At 71.5% G+C, this 25318-nt stretch carries 26 protein-coding genes; 14 read left to right on the forward strand and 12 right to left on the reverse strand.

The genetic code is table 11. The annotated features are described in order from the left end of the window. Positions 1-4: 4 nt before the first annotated feature. The 4 genes from O7629_RS14780 to O7629_RS14795 form a co-directional block, all read right to left on the reverse strand. Positions 5-784, reverse strand: a complete 780-nt coding sequence (locus O7629_RS14780) for an HAD-IIA family hydrolase (protein ID WP_278169841.1) — start codon at positions 782-784, stop codon at positions 5-7. Then, positions 781-1821 (reverse strand): ferrochelatase, encoded by a 1041-nt coding sequence (locus O7629_RS14785; RefSeq protein WP_278169842.1) that lies wholly within the window; start codon positions 1819-1821, stop codon positions 781-783. Before O7629_RS14785 ends, O7629_RS14780 begins: the two co-directional genes overlap by 4 nt. A 52-nt stretch (positions 1822-1873) precedes the next feature. Continuing rightward, entirely contained in the window at positions 1874-2641 is a 768-nt protein-coding gene (fabI, locus tag O7629_RS14790) for an enoyl-ACP reductase FabI (protein ID WP_278169843.1), read from the reverse strand. A gap of 87 nt (positions 2642-2728) precedes the next feature. After that, on the reverse strand, positions 2729-3436 hold the full coding sequence (locus O7629_RS14795) for a beta-ketoacyl-ACP reductase (protein ID WP_278169844.1): 708 nt from the start codon (positions 3434-3436) through the stop codon (positions 2729-2731). A 135-nt stretch (positions 3437-3571) separates the two neighbouring features. Between O7629_RS14795 and O7629_RS14800 the strand changes: the two genes are divergently transcribed. The 4 genes from O7629_RS14800 to O7629_RS14815 all read left to right on the forward strand — a co-directional run bounded on the left by O7629_RS14800 (position 3572) and on the right by O7629_RS14815 (position 7658). Beyond that, positions 3572-4792, forward strand: a complete 1221-nt coding sequence (locus tag O7629_RS14800; protein ID WP_278169845.1) for a histidine kinase — start codon at positions 3572-3574, stop codon at positions 4790-4792. A gap of 27 nt (positions 4793-4819) precedes the next feature. Beyond that, positions 4820-5485, forward strand: coding sequence for a response regulator transcription factor (locus tag O7629_RS14805; protein ID WP_278169846.1), 666 nt, complete (start codon positions 4820-4822; stop codon positions 5483-5485). 74 nt (positions 5486-5559) lie between these two features. Beyond that, complete coding sequence (locus O7629_RS14810; protein ID WP_278169847.1) at positions 5560-6417, forward strand: alpha/beta hydrolase; 858 nt, start codon at positions 5560-5562, stop codon at positions 6415-6417. Beyond that, a complete protein-coding gene (locus tag O7629_RS14815) occupies positions 6414-7658 on the forward strand; it encodes an acyltransferase (protein ID WP_278169848.1) in 1245 nt (414 codons plus the stop codon). Before O7629_RS14810 ends, O7629_RS14815 begins: the two co-directional genes overlap by 4 nt. 304 nt (positions 7659-7962) lie before the next feature. Here the strand turns inward: O7629_RS14815 and O7629_RS14820 are convergent, their stop codons facing one another. From O7629_RS14820 to O7629_RS14830, 3 genes are read right to left on the reverse strand one after another with little or no spacing between them, the layout of a single operon-like run. Next, positions 7963-8913 carry a VWA domain-containing protein gene (locus tag O7629_RS14820; RefSeq protein ID WP_278169849.1) on the reverse strand — a complete coding sequence of 317 codons (951 nt, stop codon included), beginning with the start codon at positions 8911-8913 and terminating at the stop codon, positions 7963-7965. Then, the gene (locus O7629_RS14825) at positions 8910-9893 is read right to left on the reverse strand and encodes a DUF58 domain-containing protein (RefSeq protein WP_278174533.1); all 984 of its coding nucleotides are present in this window, start codon (positions 9891-9893) and stop codon (positions 8910-8912) included. Before O7629_RS14825 ends, O7629_RS14820 begins: the two co-directional genes overlap by 4 nt. Next, positions 9872-11011 carry a MoxR family ATPase gene (locus O7629_RS14830; RefSeq protein ID WP_278169850.1) on the reverse strand — a complete coding sequence of 380 codons (1140 nt, stop codon included), beginning with the start codon at positions 11009-11011 and terminating at the stop codon, positions 9872-9874. Before O7629_RS14830 ends, O7629_RS14825 begins: the two co-directional genes overlap by 22 nt. Before the next feature lie 256 nt (positions 11012-11267). Here O7629_RS14830 and O7629_RS14835 point away from each other — a divergent pair, with 256 nt between their 5' ends. From O7629_RS14835 to O7629_RS14845, 3 genes are all read left to right on the forward strand, one after another. Next, the gene (locus O7629_RS14835) at positions 11268-11492 is read left to right on the forward strand and encodes a hypothetical protein (RefSeq protein WP_278169851.1); all 225 of its coding nucleotides are present in this window, start codon (positions 11268-11270) and stop codon (positions 11490-11492) included. 18 nt (positions 11493-11510) lie between these two features. Further along, entirely contained in the window at positions 11511-12032 is a 522-nt protein-coding gene (locus O7629_RS14840) for a PH domain-containing protein (RefSeq protein WP_278169852.1), read from the forward strand. Between the two features lie 86 nt (positions 12033-12118). Beyond that, entirely contained in the window at positions 12119-13573 is a 1455-nt protein-coding gene (locus O7629_RS14845; protein ID WP_278174534.1) for a PH domain-containing protein, read from the forward strand. Between the two features lie 33 nt (positions 13574-13606). Here O7629_RS14845 and O7629_RS14850 read toward each other — a convergent pair whose 3' ends face one another. Continuing rightward, on the reverse strand, positions 13607-14380 hold the full coding sequence (locus O7629_RS14850; protein WP_278169853.1) for a Sir2 family NAD-dependent protein deacetylase: 774 nt from the start codon (positions 14378-14380) through the stop codon (positions 13607-13609). Between the two features lie 223 nt (positions 14381-14603). Continuing rightward, positions 14604-15113: a hypothetical protein gene (locus O7629_RS14855; protein WP_278169854.1), complete on the reverse strand. Its 510-nt coding sequence runs from the start codon at positions 15111-15113 to the stop codon at positions 14604-14606. A gap of 790 nt (positions 15114-15903) precedes the next feature. Between O7629_RS14855 and O7629_RS14860 the strand changes: the two genes are divergently transcribed. Together O7629_RS14860 and O7629_RS14865 are read left to right on the forward strand one after the other, a co-directional pair. Continuing rightward, on the forward strand, positions 15904-16092 hold the full coding sequence (locus O7629_RS14860) for a DUF397 domain-containing protein (RefSeq protein WP_278169855.1): 189 nt from the start codon (positions 15904-15906) through the stop codon (positions 16090-16092). 237 nt (positions 16093-16329) lie between these two features. Further along, complete coding sequence (locus tag O7629_RS14865) at positions 16330-16827, forward strand: SDR family oxidoreductase (RefSeq protein ID WP_278169856.1); 498 nt, start codon at positions 16330-16332, stop codon at positions 16825-16827. On the opposite strand, the gene O7629_RS14870 is transcribed toward O7629_RS14865, so the two are convergent. Beyond that, positions 16828-17451: a TetR/AcrR family transcriptional regulator gene (locus tag O7629_RS14870; RefSeq protein ID WP_278169857.1), complete on the reverse strand. Its 624-nt coding sequence runs from the start codon at positions 17449-17451 to the stop codon at positions 16828-16830. 149 nt (positions 17452-17600) lie between these two features. Between O7629_RS14870 and O7629_RS14875 the strand changes: the two genes are divergently transcribed. After that, a complete protein-coding gene (locus O7629_RS14875; RefSeq protein ID WP_278169858.1) occupies positions 17601-18644 on the forward strand; it encodes a hypothetical protein in 1044 nt (347 codons plus the stop codon). On the opposite strand, the gene O7629_RS14880 is transcribed toward O7629_RS14875, so the two are convergent. Then, a complete protein-coding gene (locus O7629_RS14880; protein WP_278169859.1) occupies positions 18622-20970 on the reverse strand; it encodes an AbfB domain-containing protein in 2349 nt (782 codons plus the stop codon). The genes O7629_RS14875 and O7629_RS14880 overlap by 23 nt on opposite strands. 140 nt (positions 20971-21110) lie before the next feature. Here O7629_RS14880 and O7629_RS14885 point away from each other — a divergent pair, with 140 nt between their 5' ends. Genes O7629_RS14885 through O7629_RS14895 form a run of 3 tightly spaced genes read left to right on the forward strand, consistent with a single transcriptional unit; the run spans position 21111 to position 23452 of the window. Beyond that, positions 21111-22163, forward strand: coding sequence for a LacI family DNA-binding transcriptional regulator (locus O7629_RS14885; RefSeq protein ID WP_278169860.1), 1053 nt, complete (start codon positions 21111-21113; stop codon positions 22161-22163). A gap of 6 nt (positions 22164-22169) precedes the next feature. Further along, positions 22170-22625 carry a hotdog domain-containing protein gene (locus O7629_RS14890; protein WP_278169861.1) on the forward strand — a complete coding sequence of 152 codons (456 nt, stop codon included), beginning with the start codon at positions 22170-22172 and terminating at the stop codon, positions 22623-22625. Then, positions 22622-23452, forward strand: a complete 831-nt coding sequence (locus O7629_RS14895; RefSeq protein WP_278169862.1) for an MBL fold metallo-hydrolase — start codon at positions 22622-22624, stop codon at positions 23450-23452. Before O7629_RS14890 ends, O7629_RS14895 begins: the two co-directional genes overlap by 4 nt. Here O7629_RS14895 and O7629_RS14900 read toward each other — a convergent pair. Beyond that, entirely contained in the window at positions 23425-23919 is a 495-nt protein-coding gene (locus tag O7629_RS14900; RefSeq protein WP_278169863.1) for an Rrf2 family transcriptional regulator, read from the reverse strand. The genes O7629_RS14895 and O7629_RS14900 overlap by 28 nt on opposite strands. A gap of 142 nt (positions 23920-24061) precedes the next feature. Between O7629_RS14900 and O7629_RS14905 the strand changes: the two genes are divergently transcribed. Then, the gene (locus tag O7629_RS14905; protein WP_278169864.1) at positions 24062-25312 is read left to right on the forward strand and encodes a globin domain-containing protein; all 1251 of its coding nucleotides are present in this window, start codon (positions 24062-24064) and stop codon (positions 25310-25312) included. Positions 25313-25318: the final 6 nt, after the last annotated feature.

Here is a 25318-nt window from a genome sequence, read left to right on the forward strand (position 1 = left end):
GGCGTCAGATCTCGTCGATCAGGTCGGCCACCGACGGGACGATCCGCGACGGCCGGTACGGGTAGCGGTCGATGTCGGTGCGGCTGCTGATCCCGGTGAGCACCAGGATCGTCTGCAGTCCTGCCTCCAGCCCGCACAGCACGTCGGTGTCCATCCGGTCGCCGATCATCGCGGTGCTCTCCGAGTGCGCGTCGATCGTGTTCAACGCCGACCGCATCATCATCGGGTTCGGCTTGCCGACGAAGTACGGCTCCACCCCGGTCGCCTTCGAGATCATCGCCGCGACCGAACCGGCCGCCGGCAGCGCACCCTCGGTCGACGGCCCGGTCGGGTCCGGGTTGGTGCAGATGAACCGGGCCCCGCCGTTGATCAGCCGGACCGCCTTGGTGATCGCCTCGAAGCTGTAGGTGCGGGTCTCCCCCAGCACCACGTAGTCCGGCGCGTAGTCGGACAGGATGTAGCCGACCGCGTGCATCGCCGTGGTCAGCCCGGCCTCACCGATGACGTACGCGGTGCCCCCCGGCCGCTGGTCGGCGAGAAACTGCGCGGTGGCCAGCGCCGCCGTCCAGATCGCCTGCTCCGGCACGTCGAACCCCATCCGGGTGAGCCGGGCCTGCAGGTCGCGGGGGGTGTAGATGGAGTTGTTGGTCAGCACCAGGAACGGTTTGCCGGAGGCGCGCAGCCGGTTGATGAACTCCGGCGCACCGGGGACCGGTTGGCCCTCGTGCACCAGCACACCGTCCATGTCGGTCAGCCAACTCTCGACGGGCTTACGGTCGGTCACGAGGATCTCCGGGGGGTGGAAGAGGCAATGCAGCAGTTCACCGGGCAGGTGTCCCAGACCGGCAGCGTACCGAGCCGCGCCCGGGTGACCGCGCCGTCCGGGCGCAGCCGCTCCGACACCAGATCCCGGACCATCGACACGAAGGCCGGGTGGGTGCCGGGGCTGGCCGCCCGGGCGTACGCCAGACCGAGCTCCTTGGCGGTCGCCGCCGCCTCGGTGTCCAGGTCCCAGACCACCTCCAGGTGGTCGGAGACGAAGCCGATCGGGCTGACCACCACCGCGGCGACCCCCTGACCGGCGAGTTCGCGCAGGTGGTCGTTGACGTCCGGCTCCAGCCAGGGCACCTGCGGCGGGCCGGACCGGCTCTGCCAGACCAGGTCGTACGGCAGGTCCGGGGCGGCGTCGGCGGCGACCAACCGGGCGGTCTCGGCCAGTTGGGCCTGGTAGCGCCCGCCCTCCGGGCCGGCGGCGGCAGCCGCGCTGGTCGGGACCGAGTGGGCGGTGAACACCAGCCGGGTACGCCGACGCAGCGCCGGGTCGACGGTGCCCAGCGCGGCCCGGACCGCTTCGACGTGCGGGCCGACGAACCCGGGATGGTCGTGGAACTGCCGTAGCTTGTCGATCACCGGGGCGTCCGAACCGACCGCCGCCCGCGCCGCGGCGATGTCCTCCTGGTACTGCCGGCACGACGAGTAGCCGCCGTAGGCGCTGGTGGCGAAGGCGAGGGCGCGGCGGACCCCGTCGTCGCGCATCCGGGCCACCGTGTCGGCCAGCATCGGATGCCAGTTGCGGTTGCCCCAGTACACCGGCAGGTCGATCCCGTGGGCGGCGAAGTCGGCGCGGATCGCGGCCAGCAGCTCCCGGCACTGCTGGTTGATCGGCGACACGCCGCCGAAGTGCTGGTAGTGCTCGGCGACCTCGGCCAGCCGCTCCGGCGGCACGTTGCGCCCTCGGGTCACGTTGCGCAGGAAGGGCAGCACGTCCTGCGAACCTTCCGGGCCGCCGAACGACAGCAGAACCAGTGCGTCGTACGCCATGGGCCCTATTGTTCCTGGTCGGGCGGGGCCGGGCGGCGGCGCATCCCGAAGATCAGGCGCCGATGGCGTGGAAGCCGCCGTCGACGTGCACGATCTCGCCGGTGGTCGCCGGGAACCAGTCCGACAGCAGCGCCAGGCAGGCCCGCGCCGCCGGCTCCTGGTCGGTCAGCTGCCAGCCCAGCGGCGCCCGCTCGGTCCAGGCCTGCTCGAAGGCCTCGAAGCCGGGGATCGACTTGGCCGCCATGGTGCGCAGCGGGCCGGCGGAGACCAGGTTGCTGCGGATGCCCTTCGGTCCCAGGTGCAGCGCCAGGTAGCGGGACGCGGACTCCAGACCGGCCTTGGCGACGCCCATCCAGTCGTAGACCGGCCAGGCCAGGGTGGCGTCGAAGGTCAGCCCGACGACCGCGCCGCCGGGACGCATCAGCGGCAGCGCCGCCATCGCCAGTGACTTGTACGAGAAGGTGGAGATGTGCAGCGCGGTGGCCACGTCGTCCCAGGGCGCGTCGAGGAACCCGCCACCGAGGCAGCTCTGCGGGGCGAACCCGATCGAGTGCACCACCCCGTCGAGGCCGTCGACGTGACCGCCGACCTTGTCGGCCAACCCGGCCAGGTGCTCCGGGTTGGTCACGTCGAGCTCGATCACCGGCGCCTCGGCCGGCAGCCGCTTGGCGATCCGCTCCACCAGCGACATCCGGCCGAACCCGGTGAGCACCACGGTGGCGCCGTTCTCCTGAGCGAGCTTCGCCACCGAGAAGGCGATCGACTGGTCGGTGATGACGCCGGTGACGAGCAGCCGCTTACCGGCCAGCAGTGCGGACACAGGTTTCTCCGTTCGGTGTTCGGTAGCCAGGTCGGGTCGGTGCGGTATCGCGGTCGGTACGGCTTCGCAGGTCGGTACGGCGCGAGGTCAGTGCCCCATGCCGAGGCCGCCGTCGACGGGAATGACCGCCCCGCAGATGTAACCGGCGGAGTCGCCGGCAAGCCACGTCACCGCGGCGGCCACCTCGTCGGCGGTGGCGAACCGGCCGGCCGGGATCGACTTGCGGTACTCGGCCTTGCGCTCCTCGGGCAGCGCCGCCGTCATGTCGGTCTCCACGTAGCCGGGGGCGACGACGTTGGCGGTGATGTTGCGTCCGCCGAGTTCGCGAGTGATCGACCGGGCCATGCCGACCAGGCCGGCCTTGCTCGCCGCGTAGTTGACCTGACCGGGCGAGCCGAGCAGGCCGACCACCGACGAGATGAAGATCAGCCGGCCCCAGCGGGCCCGCAGCATCTTCGTCGAAGCGCGCTTGGCGCAGCGGTACGCACCGGTCAGGTTGGTGTCCAGCACCGAGGTGAACTGCTCCTCGGACATTCGCAGCAGGAGCGTGTCGTCGGTGACGCCGGCGTTGGCGACCAGCACCTCGACCGGTCCGAGCTCGGCTTCGACCGCGCTGAAGGCCTGGTCGACCGAGTCGGCGTCGGTGACGTCACAGCGTACGCCGAACAGGCCGGCCTGCTCGTCGAAGCCGGACCGGTAGGTGACCGCGACCCGGTCGCCCTGCTTCGCGAACGCCTGCGCGATCGCCAGGCCGATGCCCCGGTTACCGCCGGTGACCAGTACGGTGCGGGCCACGTTCCCCCCTCGTCATTGATGATCCGGCTTTGGAGACTAGGTGCTACCGCCGGGTAAGCAGTAACCCGGGGGTGCTAGCTCCCCGGTGTCATGACACCAGGTCGGTCCGGTCGTAGCCTCGCGGTGGTGGCAGCGGTGAGCAGCAGTGTGATCGAGCAGGTCCGGCAGACGTGGCGTCAGCTGATCTCCGGGCCGGACTATCCGCCGCGGCCCGCCACCGCCCCACCCGACCGGCGGCGGACCATCGGACGGTGGCTGGCGTTCGCCCTGTTCCTGCTCCTCAGCGCGGTGGCGGCGTACGACCTGCACGAGATCAGCCACCTGCCGGGACCGCTCGGGCCGGTCCTCGGCTTCGTCAGCGTCGCACCGGCGGCGCTTGCCTACCTCCGGCCGTTGCGGGCCTGGCAGATCTCGTTCCTGCTGCTGTTCCCCGGCATGGTCCTCTATCCGTACGGGGTCCCGTGGAGTCCGTTCCAGCTCCTCGCCCTGCTGTCCGTGCTGGCCACCCTCGCCCTGCGGGCCGAGCTACGGGTCTCGGCGACGGCCGGGGCGGTAACCGCGTTGCCCGTACTCGTGTTCACCGGCTCGGACGTCATGTACGTGCTGGTCGGACTGATCGCGCTGGTCATCGCCGTCGCTGACCAGGTACGCCGACGTCGGGCCAGCCAGCACGCGCTGGCCAGCCAGACCGTCGTCACCCAGCAGGAGCAGCAGCGCCGGGCGGTGCTGGAGGAACGGGCCCGGATCGCCCGGGAAATGCACGATGTCGTCGCGCATCACATGTCGATGATCGCCGTGCAGGCGGAGACCGCGCCGTACCGGCTGTCCGGGATGACCGCGCCGACCCACGACGAGTTCACCGCGATCGCCGGTGCCGCCCGTGCCGCGCTCGCCGACATGCGCCGGCTGCTCGGCGTGCTGCGCAGCGAGACGGAACGGGCCCAGCGCAGCCCGCAGCCCGGCCTGGCCGACGTCGCCGAGATGGTCGACTCCGCCCGCCGGGCCGGGCTCGACGTCGACCTGCGGGCGGACCCGCGCCTGGCCACACACGCCGTGGCCGAACCGGTCGGGTTGGCGGCCTACCGGATCGTGCAGGAGGCGTTGACCAACGCCGGCCGGCATGCACCCGGGGCGAAGGTCCAGGTCGAGCTGCAGACCACGGTCGCGCGCCTGGTGGTACGGGTCAGCAACGGGCCGGGCCGGCTGGCCGCCGATCGCGACCGCTCCACCGGGGGGCACGGGCTGGTCGGGATGCGGGAACGGGCCGAGCTGCTGGGCGGCACCTTCACCGCCGGTCCGGACGACCGGTCCGGCTTCGTGGTCACCGCCTGGTTGCCGTACCGCCCGACCGGGTAGCGTGCCCGACGACGACCGAAGGATGACATGATCAAAGTGCTGATCGCCGACGACCAGGCGATGGTCCGGCAGGGTTTCGGTGCCCTGCTCGGCGCCCAACCGGATCTTGTGGTGGTCGGTGACGCCGCCAACGGTGCCGACGCGGTCAGCGCGGCCCGCCGGCTCGACCCCGACGTGGTGCTGATGGACGTACGGATGCCGGTGCTGGACGGAATCGCCGCCACCCGGCAACTGCTCGACGGGCGGTCCCGTGACGAACCGCCCCGGGTGCTCATCCTGACCACGTTCGACCTCGACGACTACGTCTATGAAGCACTACGGGCCGGGGCCAGCGGGTTTCTGCTCAAGGACGCACCCGCGGCCGACCTGGTCAACGCCGTACGGGTGGTGGCCGCAGGCGACGGGCTGCTGTCCCCGTCGGTCACCCGCCGACTGATCGCCGAGTTCGCCACCCGCCCGGGGCAGCACCGTCCCCGACCGGTGTCGCTGGCCTCGCTCACCGACCGGGAGACCGAGGTGCTGCGGTTGATCGCCCGCGGCCGGTCCAACAGCGAGATCGCCGCCGACCTGGTCGTGGCCGAGCAGACGGTCAAGACCCACGTCGGACGGATCCTCAGTAAACTCGGCGTCCGCGATCGGGCACAGGCGGTCGTCGTCGCCTACGAGTCCGGTCTGGTCACCGCCGGCGAATAGCCCACGGGTACGACGCCGAAGCTGGCTCTGTGGCCCGACGCGGGTGGGTACACCGGCGTCGCAGGCTCACCGGTATGCGTATCCGACTGATCGCCCTCGCGACGTTGTGCGGCGTCACCCTGGGCACCGCGCCGACCGGGCCCGGCGGACCGTGGCCGGACACCACCGGCCGGCGGTTCCTGGCCTTCGACACCAGCGGCGACGGCACCGCCGTCGAAGTGGTCGGCGACCTGTCGACCGCCCGTCGGATCGCAGTGCTGGTGCCCGGAACGGACAACACCCTGGCCACCTTCGACCGTGGCCTCGACGGGGTCACCCACCGCGCCCCGGCGGTGCAGGCCCGGGTGCTGTACGGGGCGGCGCAGCGCCGCGAACCGCGTACCGCCGTCGTCGCCTGGCTCGGCTACGACCCGCCGGAGGGGTTCGGGCCGGCGGCGCTGCGTTGGGACCGGGCCGAGGACGGCGCGGCCGCCCTGGTCGGGTTCGTCGCCGGCCTGTGCCGGCGGCGACCGGCCGCCTCCGTCGTGGTGATCGGGCACAGCTACGGCGCGCTCGTGACTGGGCTGGCCGCGGCGCGGCTCGACGGCTGCGTCACCGACCTGGTCGCGCTCGGCGCGCCCGGGATGGGCGCGTCGCACGTCGACGGTCTGGGCACCTCGGCCCGGGTCTGGCAGGCCACCGCCGCCGACGACTGGATCCGGCGGGTGCCGGCGGTACGGCTGGCCGGGTTCGGCCACGGGACGGCACCGTCGACGCCGTCGTTCGGCGCCCGGCCGCTGCCCACCGACGGTGTCGACGGACACGACGGCTATCTGCGGGCAGGCAGCGGCACCCTGGCCGCGCTCGCCGAACTCGTCGCGGGCGACCCGGCTGACCTGGTCGCCGCCGACCCGGCCGGTTCCGTCCCGCAGGCGATGGCGGTGACGCGGTGAACGGGGTGCATACAGAGGCGGCGGCGACGTCCCAGCGGGACCCGGTCGTCGACCTGATCCGGGCGTTCGCCATCGTCGGCGTCGTCGCCGGCCACTGGTGGGTGACCGCCGTGGTACTGACCGACGACGGGGTGCTGCAGGCCGCCAGCCCGCTGACCGACCTGCCCTGGCTGAGGCCGCTGAGCTGGCTGGCGCAGACCCTCGGCCTGCTGTTCTTCGCCGCCGGGTTCGCCGCCGCGCGCAGCGGTCGGTCGGGCCGGTCGACCGGGTCCCGTCCCGGTGAACTCCGGACGCCCGGTGGGCGGCAGACGCCCGGCGAACTCCGAGCGCTTCGTGGACCGCTGACCGGGCTGGCCGGGGGCCTGGCGCTGGCGCTGGTCGTCGGCTACCTCGCCGGCGCGCCGACCGGCAGCCTGGTGACCGTCGCGACGCTCACCGTCAGTCCGTTGTGGTTCCTCGTGGTGCTGCTGGTCCTGCGGGCGGTCAGCGGCCCGCTGCTGCGCGGCGTTCGGCAGGGCCCGGAACGGGCGCTGGTGATCGTGACGCCGCTGGTGACGGCGGCGCTCACCGTGGTCACCGCCGCCGATGTCGGTCATCTGCCGCCGGTGCTCGCCGTCTTCGCCGCCTGGCTGATGCCGTTCCTCGCCGGGCTGCTGATGGCCGAGTACGGTCCACCGCCGGCACGCTGCGCGGTTGGCCTGCTGGTCGGCGGCGTGGCGGTGCTGGCCGTGCTGACCATCGTCGGCGGGTACCCCGCCAGCGCGGTCGGCGTACCGGGGCAGGTCCGGTCGAACCTGAACCCGCCGTCGCTGGCGACGCTGGCGTTGGTGGCCGCGCAGGTCGGTGCGGCCGGGCTGGCGATCCGGTGGTGGCGAGGGCGGATCGACACCACCGCCCGGTGGTGGTCGGTGGTCGCGGCGGTGAACCGGCACGCGCTCGGCGTCTACCTGTGGCACCAGCCGGTACTGGTCGGGCTGACGGTCGCCGCGCTGTGGCTCGCCGGCGGGACCGCCGTCGCCGGGGTGCACACCGCACCGGAGCATCCCGGGTGGCTTCTCGACCGGGCCGTCTACCTGCCGGTTCTCGCCGTCGGGCTGATCACGTTGCTGCGGATTGTGCCGACCCGCCGGCCCGGGTGTACGCTCTTGCCCGGTTCAACGGCCGGACGACCTGTGGAGGTGATCGCTGTGCGAGATAGCGATCCTCCTAGTCGTCGCCGGGCCACCGGTCGAGCGCGCTGAGGTCGGCGCGGCTCCCGGTGCGCCCGCGCGATCTGCCCGTGTCGCCCCGTCAGCCCGCCCGCCGGTCACCCTGATCCACAGGTGGCCGGCCCGTCGCCGGAGTCCACCCTCGATGAACCGTTACGTCGCACCGCTGGGGTTCACCCTGGCCGCCGTCTGGATCGCCGTCATCTTCGTACTGGCCAGCGGCGCACGGTGACGGGGCCCGGCCGGCGGGTGTCCGTCACCCGCCGGCCGGGCCCCGTCACCGTGTCGACCGTCGCCCACTGCCCGGCCTGTCACCCACCGTTGCGGCCGGGCCGTCTCACGGCAACCGCGAAGTCCACAGCAGACTGAGCACCGCCGCGCCCAACGCCAGCAGCAACGCCAGGGCCGCGTACCACTGGGTTATCTCGCGCGGCACGGTCCGCTGCCCGATCGACGAACCCATGTCCTCGTACACCTGGTTCAGCTCGCCCACCGACGCCGCCTCGTAGAAGAAGCCGTTGGTCGCCTCAGCCAACTCGGCCAGCGCGAACCGGTCCACCGGCACCCGCTGCACCTGGTTGCCGATCTGCACCTGGCCGTCGTCGGTGCCGAACGCGATCGTCGACACCGGTACGTTGGCCGCCGACGCCGCCGCAGCGGCCTCCTCGACCGACCGGCCCGAGGTGCGGTAGCCGTCCGACAGCAGCACGATCCGGGCCGGCGGCGGGCCCTGCGCGCCGTCGGTCGGCACCAGCCGGATCGCCTCCAACGAGGTGAACACCGCCTCGCCGGTGGCGGTGGCCTCGGCCAGCACCAGACCGTCGATCGCCTGGGACACCGCAGCCCGGTCCTTGGTCGGCGAGACCAGCACGTTCGCCGACTTGGCAAACGCGACCAGCCCGATGTTGTAGCCCTCCGGCAGCTCCGCGACGAACTCCTTCGCCGCCTGCTGGGCCGCCTCGATCCGGCTGGGAGTGACGTCGTCGGCCTCCATCGACAGCGACACGTCGATGGCGAGCATGACGGTGGCCCGCTCCAGCGACTCCTCGGTGTCGATCGACGGCCGGGCCAGCGCCGACGCCAGCACCAGCAGGCTGAGCAGGAACGCCCCGGCGGCCAGGTGACGGCGCCAGCCGAGACCACGCGGAGCCAGCGTACGCAGCAGGTCCACGTTGGTGAACCGGACCGCGTACGCCTTGCGGCGGAACTGACGCCACACGTACATCCCGGCGATCGCCAGAACCGGCAGCAGGGCGAGCAGCCACCAGGGCTGCAGGAAACGGATCATCGAGCTTCGCTTTCCGGGCGCGGGGTGGGGGCCGGGCGGGCGATGCCACGGGTGCGGGCGTGCCGCTGCCCGGCGACGAACCGGACGATGTCCAGCAGCCAGTCCGAGTCGGTCCGCAGCCGCAGGTGGGCCGCGCCGGCACCGCGCAGAGTCTGCGCGATCGCCGTCCGCTGGGCCCCGGCCGCCTCGGCGTACCGCCGGCGCAGCCGTGGATCTGCGGTCTGCACCTCGTGCAGCGTGCCGGTCTCCGGGTCGGCCAGGGTCAGCACGCCGGCGTCGGGCAGCTCCAGCTCACGCGGATCGACCACCTCGACGGCGAGGACGTCGTGCCGGACGGCGAGTTTGCGGACCGGCCGGCCCCACTGCTGCGGCGGGGCCAGGAAATCGGAGATCACCACGGCGACACCACGGCGACGCGGCGGCCGGTTCAGCATGTCGATCAGGGCGCCGAGGTCACTGCGGCCGGGCCGGGACGGGGTGCCGGCGATCGCCCGCAGCAGCCCGTGCGCCTCCTTGCGGCCGGTCCGCGCCGGCAGCCGGGTGAGGACGCCGCCGAGCGCCGGATCACCGGTGCCGATCACCGCGCCGACCCGGTTGCCGCCCCGCGCGGTCAGGTGCACCATCGCCGCCGCCGCCGAGACGGCCAGGTCCCGTTTGAGGCACCGGGCGGTGCCGAAGTCCAGGCTGGCCGACAGGTCCACCGCCACCCAGGCTTCCAGCTCCCGGTCGGCGACCGTACGCCGTACGTGTGGCACGGTGGTCCGGGCCGTCACCGGCCAGTCCATCCGGCGTACGTCGTCACCGGGCCGGTACTCGGTCGACTCACCGGCCTCGCTGCCCGGACCGGGCAGCAGCCCCACGTAGTCGCCCTGCAGGAGGCCGTCGAGCTTGCGGGTGACGGTCAGATAGAGCCGGGACAGCACCGCCTCCGCGCGGCCCGAACTCGGCACCGCAGCGGTCACTGCGACTGCCCGGGCCAGGCAGCGCCACCGGGCGGGCCGGGCACCGCGGCGGCTGGCGCGGCATGTCCCATCGGTCCCACCGGCTGCGGCGTCGCGTTCTGCCGGGGGGCGACCGACGGCAGCGGCACCATCTGCATGATCCGCCCGACGACGTGGTCGGCGGGCACGTCGTCGGCGAGCGCGTCGTAGCTGAGCACCAGCCGGTGGCGCAGGATGTCCGGGGCGATGTCCTGCACGTCCTGCGGCAACGCGTAGTCGCGGCCGCGCAGCAGCGCCAACGCCCGGGTGGCCCGCACGATGCCCAGCGAGGCACGCGGGCTGGCCCCGTACTGGATCAGCTGCGCGACGTCCGGCATGCCGTGCTCGGCCGGCGCCCGGGTGGCCAGCACCAGGCGTACGGTGTAGTCGACCAGCGCGTTGTGCACGAACACCTTGTCCGCCTTGCGCTGCAGGTCGACCAGGTCGGTGGGGTTGAATACGACGCTCGGCTGCGGCGCCTCCACCCCCATCCGGTAGACGATCTCCCGCTCCTCCGCGTCGGTCGGATAGCCCACCACGATCTTCATCAGGAACCGGTCGCGCTGCGCCTCCGGCAGCGGGTAGACGCCCTCCTGCTCGATCGGGTTCTGGGTGGCCATCACCAGGAACGGATCCGGTACGGGGTGCGTCTGCCCGCCCAGCGACACCTGCCGCTCGCTCATCACCTCGAGCAGCGCCGACTGCACCTTGGCCGGCGCGCGGTTGATCTCGTCGGCGAGTAGAAAGTTGACGAACACCGGCCCGAGCTCGATGTCGAACTTCTCGCTGGACTGCCGGTAGATCCGGGTGCCGACCAGGTCGGCGGGGACCAGATCGGGGGTGAACTGGATCCGGGCGAACGAACCACCGACGACGGTGGCCAGGGTCTCCACGGCGAGGGTCTTCGCCACCCCCGGGACGCCTTCGAGTAGGCAGTGTCCTCGGGCGAGCAGCGCGACGAACATCCGCTCGACCATCCGGTCCTGGCCGACGATGACCCGTTTGACCTCGAACATCGCCCGCTCGAGCAGGGTCGCGTCGATGGCCGGTGTCGCCTCGGGGGGCGATGGCGGCGCAGCGGTCGGTGTCGAAGATTCGGGCGTGGTCGGCTGGGCCACCGGTCCTCCACAGCGTGTTCTGGCGTCGTCAGGGTTCTGGCGTCGTCGGTCGAAAAGGTCGTGCCGCACTAAGCGTCGCACGCCGGTCCGAACCGGCGGGCAGGGGCTGAGAAAGCACCGCCCGGTGGGTAGACACGAGGGGGATCGGCGTGTGTACGATTCAGCCGTCGCCGGGCGGCTTCCCCCGTGGCCGCCCGGCGCTCACTCCTTCCAGGCGCGTACCGCCTCTGGCCTGGTCCCGACCTAGACTCGTGCCGTGGCCGCCTCCCCCGATCCTGCCGACCCCGCACCGGGCGAGCAGTTGACTTGCTCCGCCAAGGGCTGCCGTGCCCCGGCGATCTGGGCGCTCAACTGGAACAATCCCCGGCTGCACCAGCCCGAACGCCGCAAAACCTGGCTGGCCTGCGCCGACCACCGGGACCGGCTCGGCGACTTCCTGCACGTACGCGGATTTCTCCGCGACGTGGCACCGCTTGGCTGATCGCCTACGCTCGTAAGGGTGACCGAACAGTCCGCCGCACCGGCAGCCCCGCTCAGCCCGTTGGAGCCCTGGCCGGAGACGGTGCAGTGGCAGCCCGTCTCCCGCGACCTGGTCTGGGTGGAGCTGATCCGGCTCGCCATCGGGATGAGTTTCCTGCTCGTCGGGCTCGGCGTCGGTTGGGCGATCACCGGTTTCTGGTTCGTCGGCGTCGGCTTCGCCGCCGCCGTGCTGCTCACCGTGCTGCGGGTGGTGGCGACGGTGCGGGCCGTCTACGCCTGGGGGTACGCCGAGCGCGACGACGACCTGCTGGTGCGGCATGGGCTGCTGGTACGCCGGCTGTCGATCGTCCCGTACGCCCGGATGCAGTTCGTCGACGTCTCCGCCGGCCCGCTGGAGCGGGCCTTCGACCTGGCGACCGTGCAGTTGCACACGGCTGCGGCGGCCAGCGACGCTCGAGTGCCCGGGCTGCGGCCCGCCGAGGCGTCCCGGCTACGGGACCGGCTCACCGCGCTCGGCGAGATCCGGGCGGAGGGCCTGTGAGCCAGCCGCACGAACCGGTCCCACCGCCGCAGCCGCTGCCCGGTGAGCCGCACCCGCTGCCTGGCCAGCCGCCGCCCGGGGCCCCGGTGCCGTACCCGCCGCCCGGCCAGGCCTACCCACTGCCCGGCCAGCCGTACCCGCCGTACCCGCCGCACGGCCCAGTCGAGGAGCCCCGCCAGCGGCTGCATCCGCTGAGCCCGATCCTCAAGGGCAGCAGGGCCCTCGTGGTGATCATCGCCGGCCTGTCCTGGCAGACGCTCGGCCGGGTCGGTTTCGGCCGCTTCGCGCTGCTGGTCGTGCTGTGCCTGCTCGGCTACCTGGCGGTGGCGGTGATCAGCTGGTACAACACCGGCTACCACGTCGTCGGCCGTGAGCTGCGAATTCACGAAGGTCTGCTGTGGCGGCGGACCCGTGCCATCCCGCTGGAGCGGTTGCAGGCCGTCGAAGTGGTCCGGCCACTGCTCGCCCAACTGACCGGCCTGGCCGAGCTGCGGCTCGAAGTGGTCGGCGGTGGCCAGACCGAGGCACCACTGGCGTTCCTGACCGTCGCCGACGCCGCCACGCTGCGGGCCCGGCTGCTGGCGCTCGCCGGCCGCGCCGGCCGCACCGCGCCGGCACCGGACGCGGCAGCCCTCGACGGGACGGCACCGCCGCCGGACGGTACCCCGGCCGGTCTGCCCGACCCGTCCGCGCCGCCACCCGGCCGGCTGCTGCACACCGTGGTCAACCGGGACCTGCTGATCAGCCAGCTACTCACCCCGCAGACCATGTTCCTGCCGTTCGGTGTCGCGTTCGTGATCGCCCAGTTCGCGATGGACGCCACCTGGTCGTTCGTGGCGGTCGCCAGCACCCTGACCGCCACCGCCGGTGTGATCCTGCAGCCGATCCGGCGGGTGCTCAGCGACTGGAACTTCCGGCTGGCCCGCGACGAGGTGGGTCTGCGGGTCCGGCACGGGCTGACCGAGACCCGGTCGCAGACCGTACCGCTGCACCGGATTCAGGCGATCGGGGCGACCTGGCCGCTGCTGTGGCGGGGGAAGAAGTGGCTGCGGATGCGGTTGCACGTCGCCGGCTACGCCGCACCGGACGGGCAGGGTGGCAGCACCCAGTCCGACCAGTTGCTGCCGGTCGGCGTACTGCCCACCGCCAACCACATCCTCGCCGACGTGCTGCCCGGCATCGCGCTCGACGCGCTGCCGATGACGCCGCCGCCGCGCCGTGCCCGCTGGCTCAACCCGCTGGTGCAGCCGAAGCTCGGTGCCGGGCTCGCCGACGACGTGTTCAGCGTCCGTAGCGGGTTGCTGACCCGGCAGATGCTGGTCGTACCCTACGCGCGGATGCAGAGCGTACGGGTGGTGCGCGGGCCGCTACAGCGGCTGCTCGGGTTGGCTACTGTGTACGCCGACACCGCCGGCGGGCCGAGCGCCGCCGCCAAGGACCGCGACGTCGCCGAGGCGTGGTGGCTGGCGGCGGAGCTCAGCGACCGGGCCCGCGCCGCCCGCAGCACAGCCGATCCGCCCTCGCCGCGACCGTCGATCTAGAAGGATTATGGTCGATATACCGGCCAGATCCTTCTAGATCAACTGATGGACGAGGGCGGGCAGCACCGTACCGATGGGTTCGCGCAGCACCGCGTCGGCGATCGGGTCGTACGGCGTCGCCGCCGCGTTGACGATCACCACCCGGGCACCGGCTTCGGCAGCGACCTCCACCAGGCCGGCGGCGGGCTGCACGGTCAGCGACGTCCCGACGGCGAGCAGCAGGTCGCAGCGTTCGGCGGCACGCACCGCCCGGCGCAGCGTGGGTCCGTGCAACGACTGGCCGAACGAGATCGTCGCCGCCTTCAGGATGCCGCCGCACAGGCGGCAGTCCGGATCGTCCTCACCGGCGGCGACCCGGGCCAGCGCCTCGTCCATGCCGGTCCGGTCGTCGCAGCTCAGGCACTCGACCTCGGACATGGTGCCGTGGATCTCGATCACCTTGTCCGGGCTGTTGCCGGCGCGTTGGTGCAGGCCGTCGATGTTCTGGGTGACGATCGCGGCGAGCCGGCCGGACCGCTCCAACTCCACCAGACTCGCGTGGCCGCCGTTCGGCTGCGCGGACCAGGCCGGATGGTCCCGGCGGCCGATCCAGGACCGACGCCGCACCGCCGGGTCGGCGACGTACGCGTCGAGGGTGAACAGCTTGGCCGCCTCCGGGTCCCGGGTCCAGACGCCGTTGGGGCCCCGGAAGTCGGGAATCCCGGAGTCGGTGGAGATGCCGGCTCCGGTCAACGCCAGGACCCCTCGGGCGGCGGCGACCCAACCGGTGACCTGTCGGATGTCGACGTCGTCGCGTACACCACTCATCACGCGACGGTAGCCCGCGGCACCGCCGGACGACGACTCCCGTCGGGGCGGCCGGACCTTCGACGACCGAGTACGCGCCCGTGCGGGTGTGGGCCCCTGCCCCGGCGTACTCCGGACGGGGCGTGCTCTACAGGTCCTGGCCCAGGATACTAAGGGCTCCCGGTCACCTGATCGGTGACCGGGAGCTCGTCCTGTTTCGCCTGGTCTCATCAGGGGAACAGCGTCACACACCCGGGGGCCGCACCGGTGAGGGATGCCACCCCACCTTCGGAATCAGCAGATACTGTACAGCCACCACACGGTCGCCAGTTTCCCCGAAGGACCCTTTTCCATCCTGCGACGGTCGCACTCGCGCCGCATCATCGGCGTCTGGCCAGCCAATGATCAAATCCCCACCTTGTCCACCGGAAACGTTCCGGCGTGATGGATCAGGTTTACCATGGGCACCGCGCGGCAACTCGGGATCACCATCGTCACCGCGCGACAAGTCATCATTGGAGTATTCGATATAGAGAAGCTTCTTGCGATATTTGATCGACGGCCGGCCGCCTGGCCGGCGACGCTCGATGGCATCCGCCGCGACCGCGAAGGCGCTCACGAGCCAATCGACCGCAGCACCCTCCCTCTCGGCCTCAATGAAGGCCTCAACTTCGATGACACCCTCGATGGCGTCACTGGAGGTTGAAACATCTGCGACACTGGCCGAGTTCTCAACCGCGAGGATCTCTTCCAAGAGGCGTTCCGCATCGGCATGCAACTCGGCTGCGACTGGCCGTGGCCCTGCACCCCATCCTCGGGGCACGGCTCGTAAGACGATCCTCGCCTCCATCCGTTCAGCTCCTTATACGATTCTAGCCTCCGATCCCCCTTCCGCCGGCCCCCGGTTGGACGCCGTCGACACCTGAGCGAGTTTGCCCATGCCCTGAGGCGATCCGCATACCTCATGGCATCTTCCGGACTCCACTTCAAACTCTTTGAGTGATTGCCACAACTGCAGAAGATTCGACCTTCCGGTCGGCTCACCCGACCCGTAAATCCACGGCAGTACAGTTCCTCCAGGACCCTCCGGATCTCCATCTCAGGATGCCACGGAAAGCCGTAAATCGGTCCCAAGTCGTCTCCCATCATCAGGCTACCGACCGTACGTAAACGACGGCGAGCCGGGTGGGTGACGCATAGACACAAGACAGACTTCAAGATGGTGAAGTTTTTCAATGTCAAGCTATTTTGAGACATCAAGTCGATCACCATGTGCACTCATGAGGGATTGTCACCTTCATAGTGTGCCTCAATTTGATGAACTACCCAACCCCACAGCGGCGCACGTCGCACTAACTGTGCGACTTCCCGTGATGTGGACTAGACACCAAAGATCTTCCCTCTCCGGAGTCGGCCCTATCCCGGTGGCAGCCCAGTCGCCCGACCGCACCGGCATCGAGCCTGGAGAGCGGCTGGGAGTCGATCCGGCAGTACGCTCTACCCTGCGCGCACTCGCTCGAACTGATCACGAAGGCGGGAGAGACATGGACCTGACCAAGCCTCGTTGGCGCAAGAGCACCAAGTCCGACACCGGGGCCTGCGTCGAGGTGGCCGACAACATCACCGGGCGCGTCCTCGTCCGGGACACCAAGGACCGTGACGGTGGCACCCTGGCCTTCGGGCCGGCCGCGTGGCAGTCCTTCGTGTCGACCGCCGCCGACCTGAAGCCCTGAGCTGGCCGTAGGTCGGATCACCCTGCCTCGGCTCCACCTGTGCGGTTGGAGCCGAGGCAGCGCCACAACCTCCCCGGAGCCTCATCGACACCTGAGGACCGAGCACACGGAGGAGGCATCCGAGCATGGTGACGCGGCCGTCGTATGTGGTCACTGGAGGTGCCCGGGGCATCGGTCGCGCGATCGCAGAACGCCTCGCCGACGAGGGTCAGCACCGCGGTCTTCGGTGATGCGGGTATGGATGACGTGTCTGCGGCTCAGATCCTGGACCTGATCTCCACCAACCTGGCTTTAGCGGTCACCGGCTGCCATGTCGCGGTCAACCACTTCCTGGCACACCGGCGAGGCGGGGCCATCGTCAACGTCTCGTCCCACCAAGCGCAGCGCCCGGTCCGTGGAGCGCTGCCCTATGCGACCGCGAAGGCTGCTGTCGAGGGTCTGACCCGGGCAATGGCGGTGGATCACGGGCCAGCCGGCATCCGTACCAATGCTGTCGCGCTCGGCTCGATCGCCACCGACCGGTTCGAGCGGTACCGTGCCCGGCACCCCGAAGTGGACACCGAGATGGCCGCACTGCATCCACTCGGCCGGGTCGGTACCGCGCAGGAGGTGGCCGACGCTGTCGCCTTCCTGTTGTCTCCCGCCGCCGGATTCGTCAACGGCGTCGTCCTCGCCGTCGACGGCGGACGGGCAGTCAACGGGCCCGACCCCGAAGCCACCCGACTCGAGCCCTGATCATTGCGACGGCGACGGCGGCGCAACGGCGTCGAAGGCCGGTCGCAGCGGCGTCAACGCGGCCCGGACCAGGTCCGGCAGCGACCCGGACGGCACCACGAATCCGGGCATCGACGGCGGCACCGCGCTTGACTGCAGCCACTGCTGAACCGCGACCTTGGCTGCTGCGCTGGCGCTTGCGGCCAGTACCTGGCCGGTCAGACCGTCCACGTCCGGGCACCGGCTGGTGATGGCCTGGGCGAGCGGGCCTTCGATCGCGGTGACGGCGTCGACGTAGCAGGCACGTAGTGCGGCGCTGCTCGTGATCATCAGAAGGGTGCCCTGGGCGTGGTCGTCGGGGTCGGCGTACTGCCCGACGACAGCCTCGGTGACAGCGTCGGCCAGACCGACGTCCGCAGGGCGGTCGGCGATGGCTGCCGCCAGCCGGGACCCGCGCTCAGCCGTGACCGCCGCCACGATCGCCTGCTCCCGGCTAGAGAAGTAGTTGTTGTAGGTCCTCGGTGACACGCCTGCGGCCTCGGCGATGTCGTCGACGCGCACGTTGTCCGGCCCATGCTCCAGCGCCAGTCGCAGCGCCGCCGCCCGAAGCGCCTCCCGGGTGGCCTGCTTCTTCCGCTCACGCAAGGGTGGCCGACCTGCTGTCACTCCCCCACTATCGCACGACAACTGCGCGCACGCTTAATTGCGCATGCGCAAACTTGCGTGCCCGCACTTTTATGCTAGCGTCGACCCGTCCGACCCCCCGACAGCTGCCCAGGAAGGACCATGAGGACATGCGAGCCAGAGGCATCGCCTACGACACCGGCTTCGTCCGGGACGGCCGGAACTCACTGGAACACTTCGATCCGGAGCGGGTCCGGCGGGAGCTGACCGTCATCCGCGACGACCTGCACTGCAACGCCGTCCACGTCATCGGCGGCGACCCGCAGCGCTTGGAGCTCACCGCCCGCGCCGCCGCCGACTTTGGACTGGAGGTCTGGTTCTCGCCGTACCCGCTGGACCTGGCGACCGACGGGATCCTCGCGCTGCTGCTCGACTGCGCCGAGCGGGCCGAACGCCTGCGCGCCACCGGCGCCGAGGTGGTGTTCGTCGCCGGGGTCGAGCTGAGCGTCATGAACCGAGGGTTCATCGACGGCGACCGCATCGAGCAACGGCTCAACCAGCTGATGGCGGACCCGGCTCGCCGGATGGCCGATGCACGCTCCCGGCTCGGGCGCTTCCTGCCCACCGCCGTGGCGGCGATCCGCGAGCGATTCCACGGGAAGGTCACCTACGCCGCGATACCGTTCGAGGGCGTCGAGTGGGACCTGTTCGACTTCGTCACCCTCGAACTGATCAGATCCGCCGAGGTCGCCGACCAGTTCCGGGACGGCGTACGCGGTCTCGTCGCTGCGTCGAAACCGGTCGCCGTCACCGGCTTCGGCACCGCCACCTGGCGGGGCGCGGGCGACGTCGCGCCCCGCAGCATGGAGATCATCGAGTACGACGAGGCCACCGGGGAGCCGCTGCGGCTCAACGGGCGGTACCAACGCGACGAGGCCGGCCAGGCGGCGTACCTCAGCGACCTGCTCGAAATCTTCGACTCCGCCGGGGTCGACAGCACATTCGTACACCTCTTCGCGCTTGACAACCTGCCGCACCGCCCCGACGGTGACCCCCGCGACGACCTCGATCTCGCCAGCCCCGGGATCGTCAAGGTCCTCGACGGCCGTAGCGGCGGTGCCTACGCCGGCCTTCCGTGGGAGCCCAAAGCAGCCTTCGCGGCGGTCGCCGACCGTTACCGCGTCGGCGCGGTCACGGAACCCAGGCAGGGCTGAGCTCCCAGGTCGCGTCAGCCGCCCAGCTGGTCGGCGAGTTCCAGCTGTGGCCGCCCGCGCCGTCGCTGAGCCAGATCTCGGCGGCGTAGTGCCGCAGGAACGAGCCCGGGTAGTTGTACGACTCCAGCGACACCCCGGCACCGGTCAGCCCGCGCCGGGCGCACCAGGTGGCGTCGGCGCGCAGCAGCGCGGTGCCGTCGTCGGGCGAGTTGCGGACCCGGGAGTTGGCGTGCCGCAGGTACTGGCCGGGGAAGTTCACCGACTCGAACGAGAAGCAGTTTGGGTCGGCCAGACCGGGCCGGATCACGTACGTCGCATCGTCCTTTAGCAGTTGCGGGCTGTCGGCGGTGACCACGTCGGTGTAGGCCAGGCTGTCGCGGTGCCGCAGGTAGCGGTCGGTGAAGCCGGGTGTGGTGACCCGCAGCGACCGGCGGGCGTCCAGCGGCAGGGCGACCGGGGTACGCGACGGCAGCGCCCGGGAGGTGGCGATCAGCGCCAGGTTGGCCGCCCGGACCCGGGCCTCGTCCATCTTGACCACCTGCCGGTCGTAGGTGAGGAAGCCGTTCAGCTCGCCTTCGACGTCGGTGATCTCGGTGTAGACGGCGGCGCTGAGGCCCCGGCCGATCATCAGGTTGGTGGTGCCCTGGATCAGGCCCACGTAGCGGTCGGTCAACGCGGCCGGGGTCGGCTGCCACTCGTACGCCTGGAAGTTGCCGTTCGGACTGTATTCGTGGCCCGGCACCCGCAGGCCGGGGCCGCCGAACTCGCCGAGCACGGAGATCCGCCCGCCGGTCGGCGCGGGCGCGCCGGGTCCGACGTAGACGTGCCAGTCGTCCATGTCGCCGTTGCCGGGGTTGCCCAGCGACTGGCAGCAGTTGTACCCGCTGTGGGTGTTGACCAGCCGGGTCGGGTCGAGGTCCTTGACGGCCTGGCCGACCCGGATCGTGTCGGCCAGGGCCCGCTCGCCCCAGCCTTCGTTGTAGACGACGTAGCTGACCACCGACGGTGAATTGCGGTGTTCGGTGACGATCTGGCGCGCCTCCGCCTCGAACTGGGCCTGCTGGGCGTCGGTCGGGTCGATGTCCTGGGCGGTCATCGACGGGATGTCCTGCCACACCAGCAGACCGAGCCGGTCGGCGTGGTAGAACCAGCGCTGCGGTTCGACCTTGATGTGCTTGCGCACCGTGTTGAACCCGAGGTCCTTGTGTTTGCGCAGGTCGAAGGCGAGCGCCTCGTCGGTCGGCGCGGTGTAGCCGCCGTCGGGCCAGTAGCCCTGGTCGAGGGTGCCGAGCTGGAAGACGAACTCGCCGTTGAGGGTCGGTCGCGGCACCCCGTCGATGATCCGTACGCCGATCTCCCGCATGCCGAAGTAGTGGGTGGTCCGGTCGACGACCCGGCCGTGCCGGTCACGCAGGGTGACACGCAGGTCGTAGAGGTACGGGTCGTCCGGGGACCAGCGGCGGGCGTTGGGCACCGGCACGGCGAACTCGGTGAAGCCGCCGGTGGCGGTGCCGACGACGGTGGCTCCGGCGAGGGCTTCGGCGCGGACGGTGTGGCCGGTGGTGTCGCCTCGGGTGGCCACCCGTACCCGGATGGTGTCGCTGGCCAGGTCGGGGCGCAGGTCGACGTCGCTGATCGAGGTGGTCGGGGTGGGTTCCAGCCAGACGGTCTGCCAGATGCCCGACGCCGGGGTGTAGAAGATGCCGCCGGGGGTGCGGGTCTGTTTGCCGATCGGTGGCAGGCTGCCGTGCTGCCGGCTGTCGGTCGGGTCCCAGACCGTGACGATCAGTTCGTTCGGGCCGCCGCGCAGCGCGCTGGTGATGTCGAAGCTGAAGGCGTCGTAGCCGCCGGTGTGGCCGCCGACCCGCCGGCCGTTGACCCAGACGGTGGTCTGCCAGTCGACGGCACCGAAGTGCAGCTGCACCCGCCGCCCGGTCCAGCTACGCGGAACGGTGAAGGTGCGCCGGTAGGTCAGGTGGTGCCGGTCGTCGTCTGCGGCCCGGCCGATGCCGGACAGCGCCGACTCGACCGGGAACGGCACGTTGACCCGTTCGGGCAGGTCGACGCCGAACTGTGGGGCGTCGTCGGTGGTGGACTGCCGCAGTTGCCATTCGCCGTTGAGGTTGCGCCAGTCGGGTCGGGTCATCTGCGGCCTGGGGTACTCGGGCAGCGGGGTGCCGGTGAGCGCCTGGGCGGTCCACGGGGTGGTCAGCGGTGCAGGGCGGGCGGGCACCGCGACGGCGGCCGGGGGCGCGACGAGCAGGCCGGCGGCCGCGGTCACGGTCGCTGCCGCGACAGCGGTCCAACGGGTACGGGGTGATCGCATGTCGTCTCCATCGGTGGACGGGCCGGGGACGGGATCGGATCAGAAAGTGCATCGAGGTGCGTCGAGGTTGTCTATAACGTTATAGACGCCCAGTCGACCGCCGTCAATCTCCGCCCGTCGATGTATGCCAGGATCGACGGATGGGTGCCAGTCTGCGGAGCATCGCCGAGCGCGCGGGCGTCTCACTGGCCACGGTCTCCAACGTGGTCAACGGCTACCGGCCGGTGGCCGAACCCACCCGACGCCGGGTGCAGCAGGCCATCGACGAACTCGGCTACACCCCGAACCTCAGCGCCCGGCACCTGCGGCGCGGCCGAACCGGACTGATCGCGCTGGCCATCCCCGAGCTGACCAACCCGTACTTCGCCGAGCTGGCCGAGATGGCGATCCGGGAGGCTGCAGGGCTCGGCTACACCTTGGTGATGGAGAGCACCGACGCCGACCCCGACACGGAGCTGGCGCTACTCGGCGGCTCCCGCCGGCACGTCGTCGACGGGCTGATCCTCAGCCCGGTGCGGATCGGCCGCGCCGAGGTGCTCGCCCGCCGCGACGCACTGCCACTGGTCCTCATCGGCGAGGGCGTCTCCGACGTACCGCACGACCACATCGCCATCGACAACGTCGCGGCCAGCCGCGCGGCGGTGGCGCACCTGGTCGCGCTCGGCCGCCGCCGAATCGCCTTCATCGGGGCCCGTGGCCACGACGACCGGCAGTCGGCGCAGCTGCGGCTGCGCGGTTTCCGGGCGGGCATCGCCGCCGCCGGGCTGCCCGACCGACCGGAACTGACCGTGGTCACCGACCGGTTCGGCCGGGCCGACGGCTCGGCCGCGATGCGACGACTGCTCGCCCTCGCCGAGCCACCGGACGCGGTCTTCGCGTACAACGACCTGATCGCGCTCGGCGCGATGCGCGCCGCCGTCGACGCCGGCCGGCGGATCCCGCAGGACGTCGCGGTCGTCGGGATCGACGACATCGAGGAGGGACGGTACGCCAACCCGAGCCTGACCAGCATCTCCCCGGACAAGGCGGCGATCGCCCGGCTGGCGGTCCGACGGCTGGTCGACCGGATCGAAGGACGCCCGCCCCGGCCGCCGTACGACGTGCAGACCCCGTTCACCATGGCGGTCCGGCAGAGCACCGCCGGCGCGCGGTCGGGCTTTCGTGGTCCGACGCAGGTCGAGCACCTAGGCTGAACGGTCATGGGACAGACGCCGGAGAACAGTTTCCGCCCGGGTGCCACCGCCCGGGTCGAGCTGACCGTGACCGATTCCGACACCGCCCAGGCGGTCGGCTCGGGCGATGTACCGGTCCTCGGTACCCCGCGGCTGCTCGCGCTGGCCGAGGCGGCGACGGTCGCCGCCACCGCCACCGGGCTGCCACCCGGCATGACCACCGTCGGCACCCGGGTCGAGCTGGACCACCGGGCTGCGACCCCGGTCGGCCGCACGGTGGCCGCGCTGGCCCGGCTGAGCGAGGTCGACGGGCGGCGGCTGGTCTTCGAGGTGGTGGTGTTCGAGGCGGGCACGACCGTCGCGCAGGGCCGTATCGAGCGGGCCCTGGTCGACCGGCACCGGTTCGTCGAGCGGGCCTTCGACCGCACGCCGGCGCCGCGCGTCGGCGACGACCCCACCGGTGAGCGGACAGTCTCCGGATGAGCGCCCGGTTCGTCGAGGTCGGCGACCGGGTGTACGTACTGCGCCGGCCCCGGCTCGACGTCAACTCGACGCTGGTCGTCGGCGCGGCCGCCGCCGTGCTCGTCGACACCGGCAGTACGCCGGCCGAGGCCGCCGAGCTGGTCGAGGCGGCCCGACGGATCACCCACCTGCCGTGGTCGGTGGTGAACACCCACCACCACTTCGACCACTGCTTCGGCAACCAGGTGGCCGCCGGGGACCCGCCCGCGCCGGTGTGGGCCCATCAGGAGGCGGCCCGCCTGCTGGCCCGCCCGGTCGAGGTGGTCCGCGACGAGGCGTACCGCGAGATGATCGGCCACGATCCGCAGCTGGCCGAGCAGCTCAGCCACGCGGTGGTTCACCCACCGGACCGTACGGTGACCCGCGCCGCGACGCTCGACCTGGGCGGCCGGGCGGTCGAGCTGTGGCATCCCGGGCGCGGGCACACCATCGGCGACCTGGTGGTGCACGTTCCGGACGCGGACCTGCTGGTCGCCGGTGACCTGGTCGAGCAGGGCGCCCCACCGTCGTTCGACGACGCCTACCCGCTGGAGTGGCCGGACACCCTCGCGGCGGTGCTGCGGCGGCTAGGGCCGGCCAGTGTCGTGGTGCCCGGCCACGGCGCGTGCGTCGGCGTCGACTTCGTCCGGGCCCAGCACGCCGACCTGGTGGCGTTGGAGTGGCTGATCCGAGACGGGCACGCCGACGGCGCACCGCCGGAACGGGTAGCCGCGCGGGCGCCGTTCGGGCCGCAGGCGGCGGGCGTCGCGGTCGTCCGAGGCTACGCCGAACTGTCCAACCGGGCCTGACTGACCTCGGCGCGCCTGTCGAGGGCCGGCGACGGTTCTCCGAGGTCAATGGTGAGCAGTGCAGGCAGTGGACCGGTGTCGGCGTCGACGAGGTCCCCAAGACAGACCTTGTCGAGCGCGGTAAGGAAGGCCGCCTGGGCCCGGCGCAGCTCGACCCGCAACCGGCAGCCGGCGCGCAGCGGGCAGGCCGGCTGTTCGCAGGAGACCACCTCACCGTCGCCTTCGAAGGCCCGTACCACCTGGGCCACGGTCATCTCGGCGGCGTCCGGGGCGAACGCGGTGCCGCCTGCCCGGCCCCGGACCGTGACCAGGACGCCGAGCCGCTGCAGCCGTTGCACGACCTTGGCGACGTGGCTGCGTGGCAGGGCGAGCCGGTCGGCCAGGTCGTCCACCGTGGTACGGGTGCGAGACGCGGCGGCGAGCATGGCGATCCGTAACGCCATGTCCGTGGACCGGTTGAGCTTCACGTCCCGACCTTAATCAGCCACGGCAGGCAGGTACGGCTTGGTACGGCCCGGCGCGGCGTGAACGAGCTCGGGACCAATGGCCCTAAAAGAAGATTCATAGATTCCTGTTTAGTGGCGTCGTACCCGTCCGATCCCCAAAGGAGTGACCGTGCTCTCGAAGTCCTCAGCAGCGGTGGTGACCGCGACCCTGCCCGCCGTACAGGCCCACGGCGAGGCCATCACCAGCCGGTTCTACCAGCGCATGTTCGCCGCCCATCCGGAGCTGCTGGAGCTGTTCAACCGGGGTAACCAGGCGACCGGCCGCCAGCAGGCGGCGCTGGCCGCCGCGGTGGTCGCCTACGCCGAGCACCTGACCGGGCGCAGCACAGTGTCCTGGGCGCCGATCCTGGACCGGATCGCGCACAAGCACGCCTCGCTCGGCATCGCCGCCACCCAGTATCCGATCGTCGGACGGCATCTGCTCGCCGCCGTCGGCGAGGTGCTCGGCGACGCGGTGACGCCCGAGGTCGCGGCGGCGTGGGACGAGGTCTACTGGCTGCTGGCCTGCGAGCTGGTCGCCCGGGAGGCCCGGCTGTACACCGTCGCCGGCCTCCCCCTGCAGGCCGATGCCGGTTGGCGGCCGTGGCGGATCGTCGAGAAGATTCCGGAGACCGCCGACGTCGTGTCGCTGATCCTGGCCCCGGCCGACGGCGACCCGGCACCCACCTTCGCCCCCGGCCAGTACGTCTCGGTCGCGGTTGATCTGGGAGGCGGCCAGGGCCGGCAGATCCGCCAGTACAGTCTGTCCGGTCGGCCCGGCGCCGCCACCTGGCGGATCACCGTCAAACGGCTCCGGGGCGGGGCCGGCGCGGCGGGCGGGTCAGCCGGATCGCCGGTGCCGGACGGGGCGGTCTCCAGCCAACTGCACGGCCGGACCGCCGTCGGTGACGTCCTGCGGCTGAGCCCGGCGTTCGGCGAGGTCAGCTCCATCGGCGAGCTCGGCGTGCCGCTGCTGCTGGTCAGTGCCGGGATCGGCGTCACCCCGGCGATGGCCGCCCTCGCCCAGCTGAGCACGGTCGCGCCGGCCCGCGAGGTGGTGCTGGTGCACGCCGACCGGTCGGCGGCCGCGCACCCGTTGCGCCACGAGTTGCCGGAGCTTCAGCAGCGGATGCCCAACCTGTCGGTACACCTGTGGTACGAAGACGCCACCGACGGCGAACTCCCCGATCTGAAGGCGACGATCCACTCCGGATGGATTGATCCGGCACGGATCCCGTTCGCGCCGGACACGTACGCGCACCTGTGCGGGCCGGTGCCGTTCATGGCCCAGGTCCGTGGCGAGCTGCTGCTCCGAGGCCTGCCGGCCGAGCGGATCGTCTACGAGGTGTTCGGGCCAGGGATGCTGGCAGGCTGAGCCGCC

The organism is Solwaraspora sp. WMMD792 (genome assembly GCF_029626105.1).
GTDB lineage: Bacteria > Actinomycetota > Actinomycetes > Mycobacteriales > Micromonosporaceae > Micromonospora_E.

Coding starts and splice junctions, on each gene's coding strand:
- O7629_RS14785 (WP_278169842.1), bottom strand. CDS start 1,821: ATGGCGTACGACGCACTGGTTCTGCTGTCGTTCGGCGGCCCGGAAGGT.
- O7629_RS14805 (WP_278169846.1), top strand. CDS start 4,820: ATGATCAAAGTGCTGATCGCCGACGACCAGGCGATGGTCCGGCAGGGT.
- O7629_RS14810 (WP_278169847.1), top strand. CDS start 5,560: ATGCGTATCCGACTGATCGCCCTCGCGACGTTGTGCGGCGTCACCCTG.
- O7629_RS14820 (WP_278169849.1), bottom strand. CDS start 8,913: ATGATCCGTTTCCTGCAGCCCTGGTGGCTGCTCGCCCTGCTGCCGGTT.
- O7629_RS14850 (WP_278169853.1), bottom strand. CDS start 14,380: ATGAGTGGTGTACGCGACGACGTCGACATCCGACAGGTCACCGGTTGG.
- O7629_RS14860 (WP_278169855.1), top strand. CDS start 15,904: ATGGACCTGACCAAGCCTCGTTGGCGCAAGAGCACCAAGTCCGACACC.
- O7629_RS14865 (WP_278169856.1), top strand. CDS start 16,330: ATGGATGACGTGTCTGCGGCTCAGATCCTGGACCTGATCTCCACCAAC.
- O7629_RS14875 (WP_278169858.1), top strand. CDS start 17,601: ATGCGAGCCAGAGGCATCGCCTACGACACCGGCTTCGTCCGGGACGGC.
- O7629_RS14880 (WP_278169859.1), bottom strand. CDS start 20,970: ATGCGATCACCCCGTACCCGTTGGACCGCTGTCGCGGCAGCGACCGTG.
- O7629_RS14885 (WP_278169860.1), top strand. CDS start 21,111: ATGGGTGCCAGTCTGCGGAGCATCGCCGAGCGCGCGGGCGTCTCACTG.
- O7629_RS14890 (WP_278169861.1), top strand. CDS start 22,170: ATGGGACAGACGCCGGAGAACAGTTTCCGCCCGGGTGCCACCGCCCGG.
- O7629_RS14895 (WP_278169862.1), top strand. CDS start 22,622: ATGAGCGCCCGGTTCGTCGAGGTCGGCGACCGGGTGTACGTACTGCGC.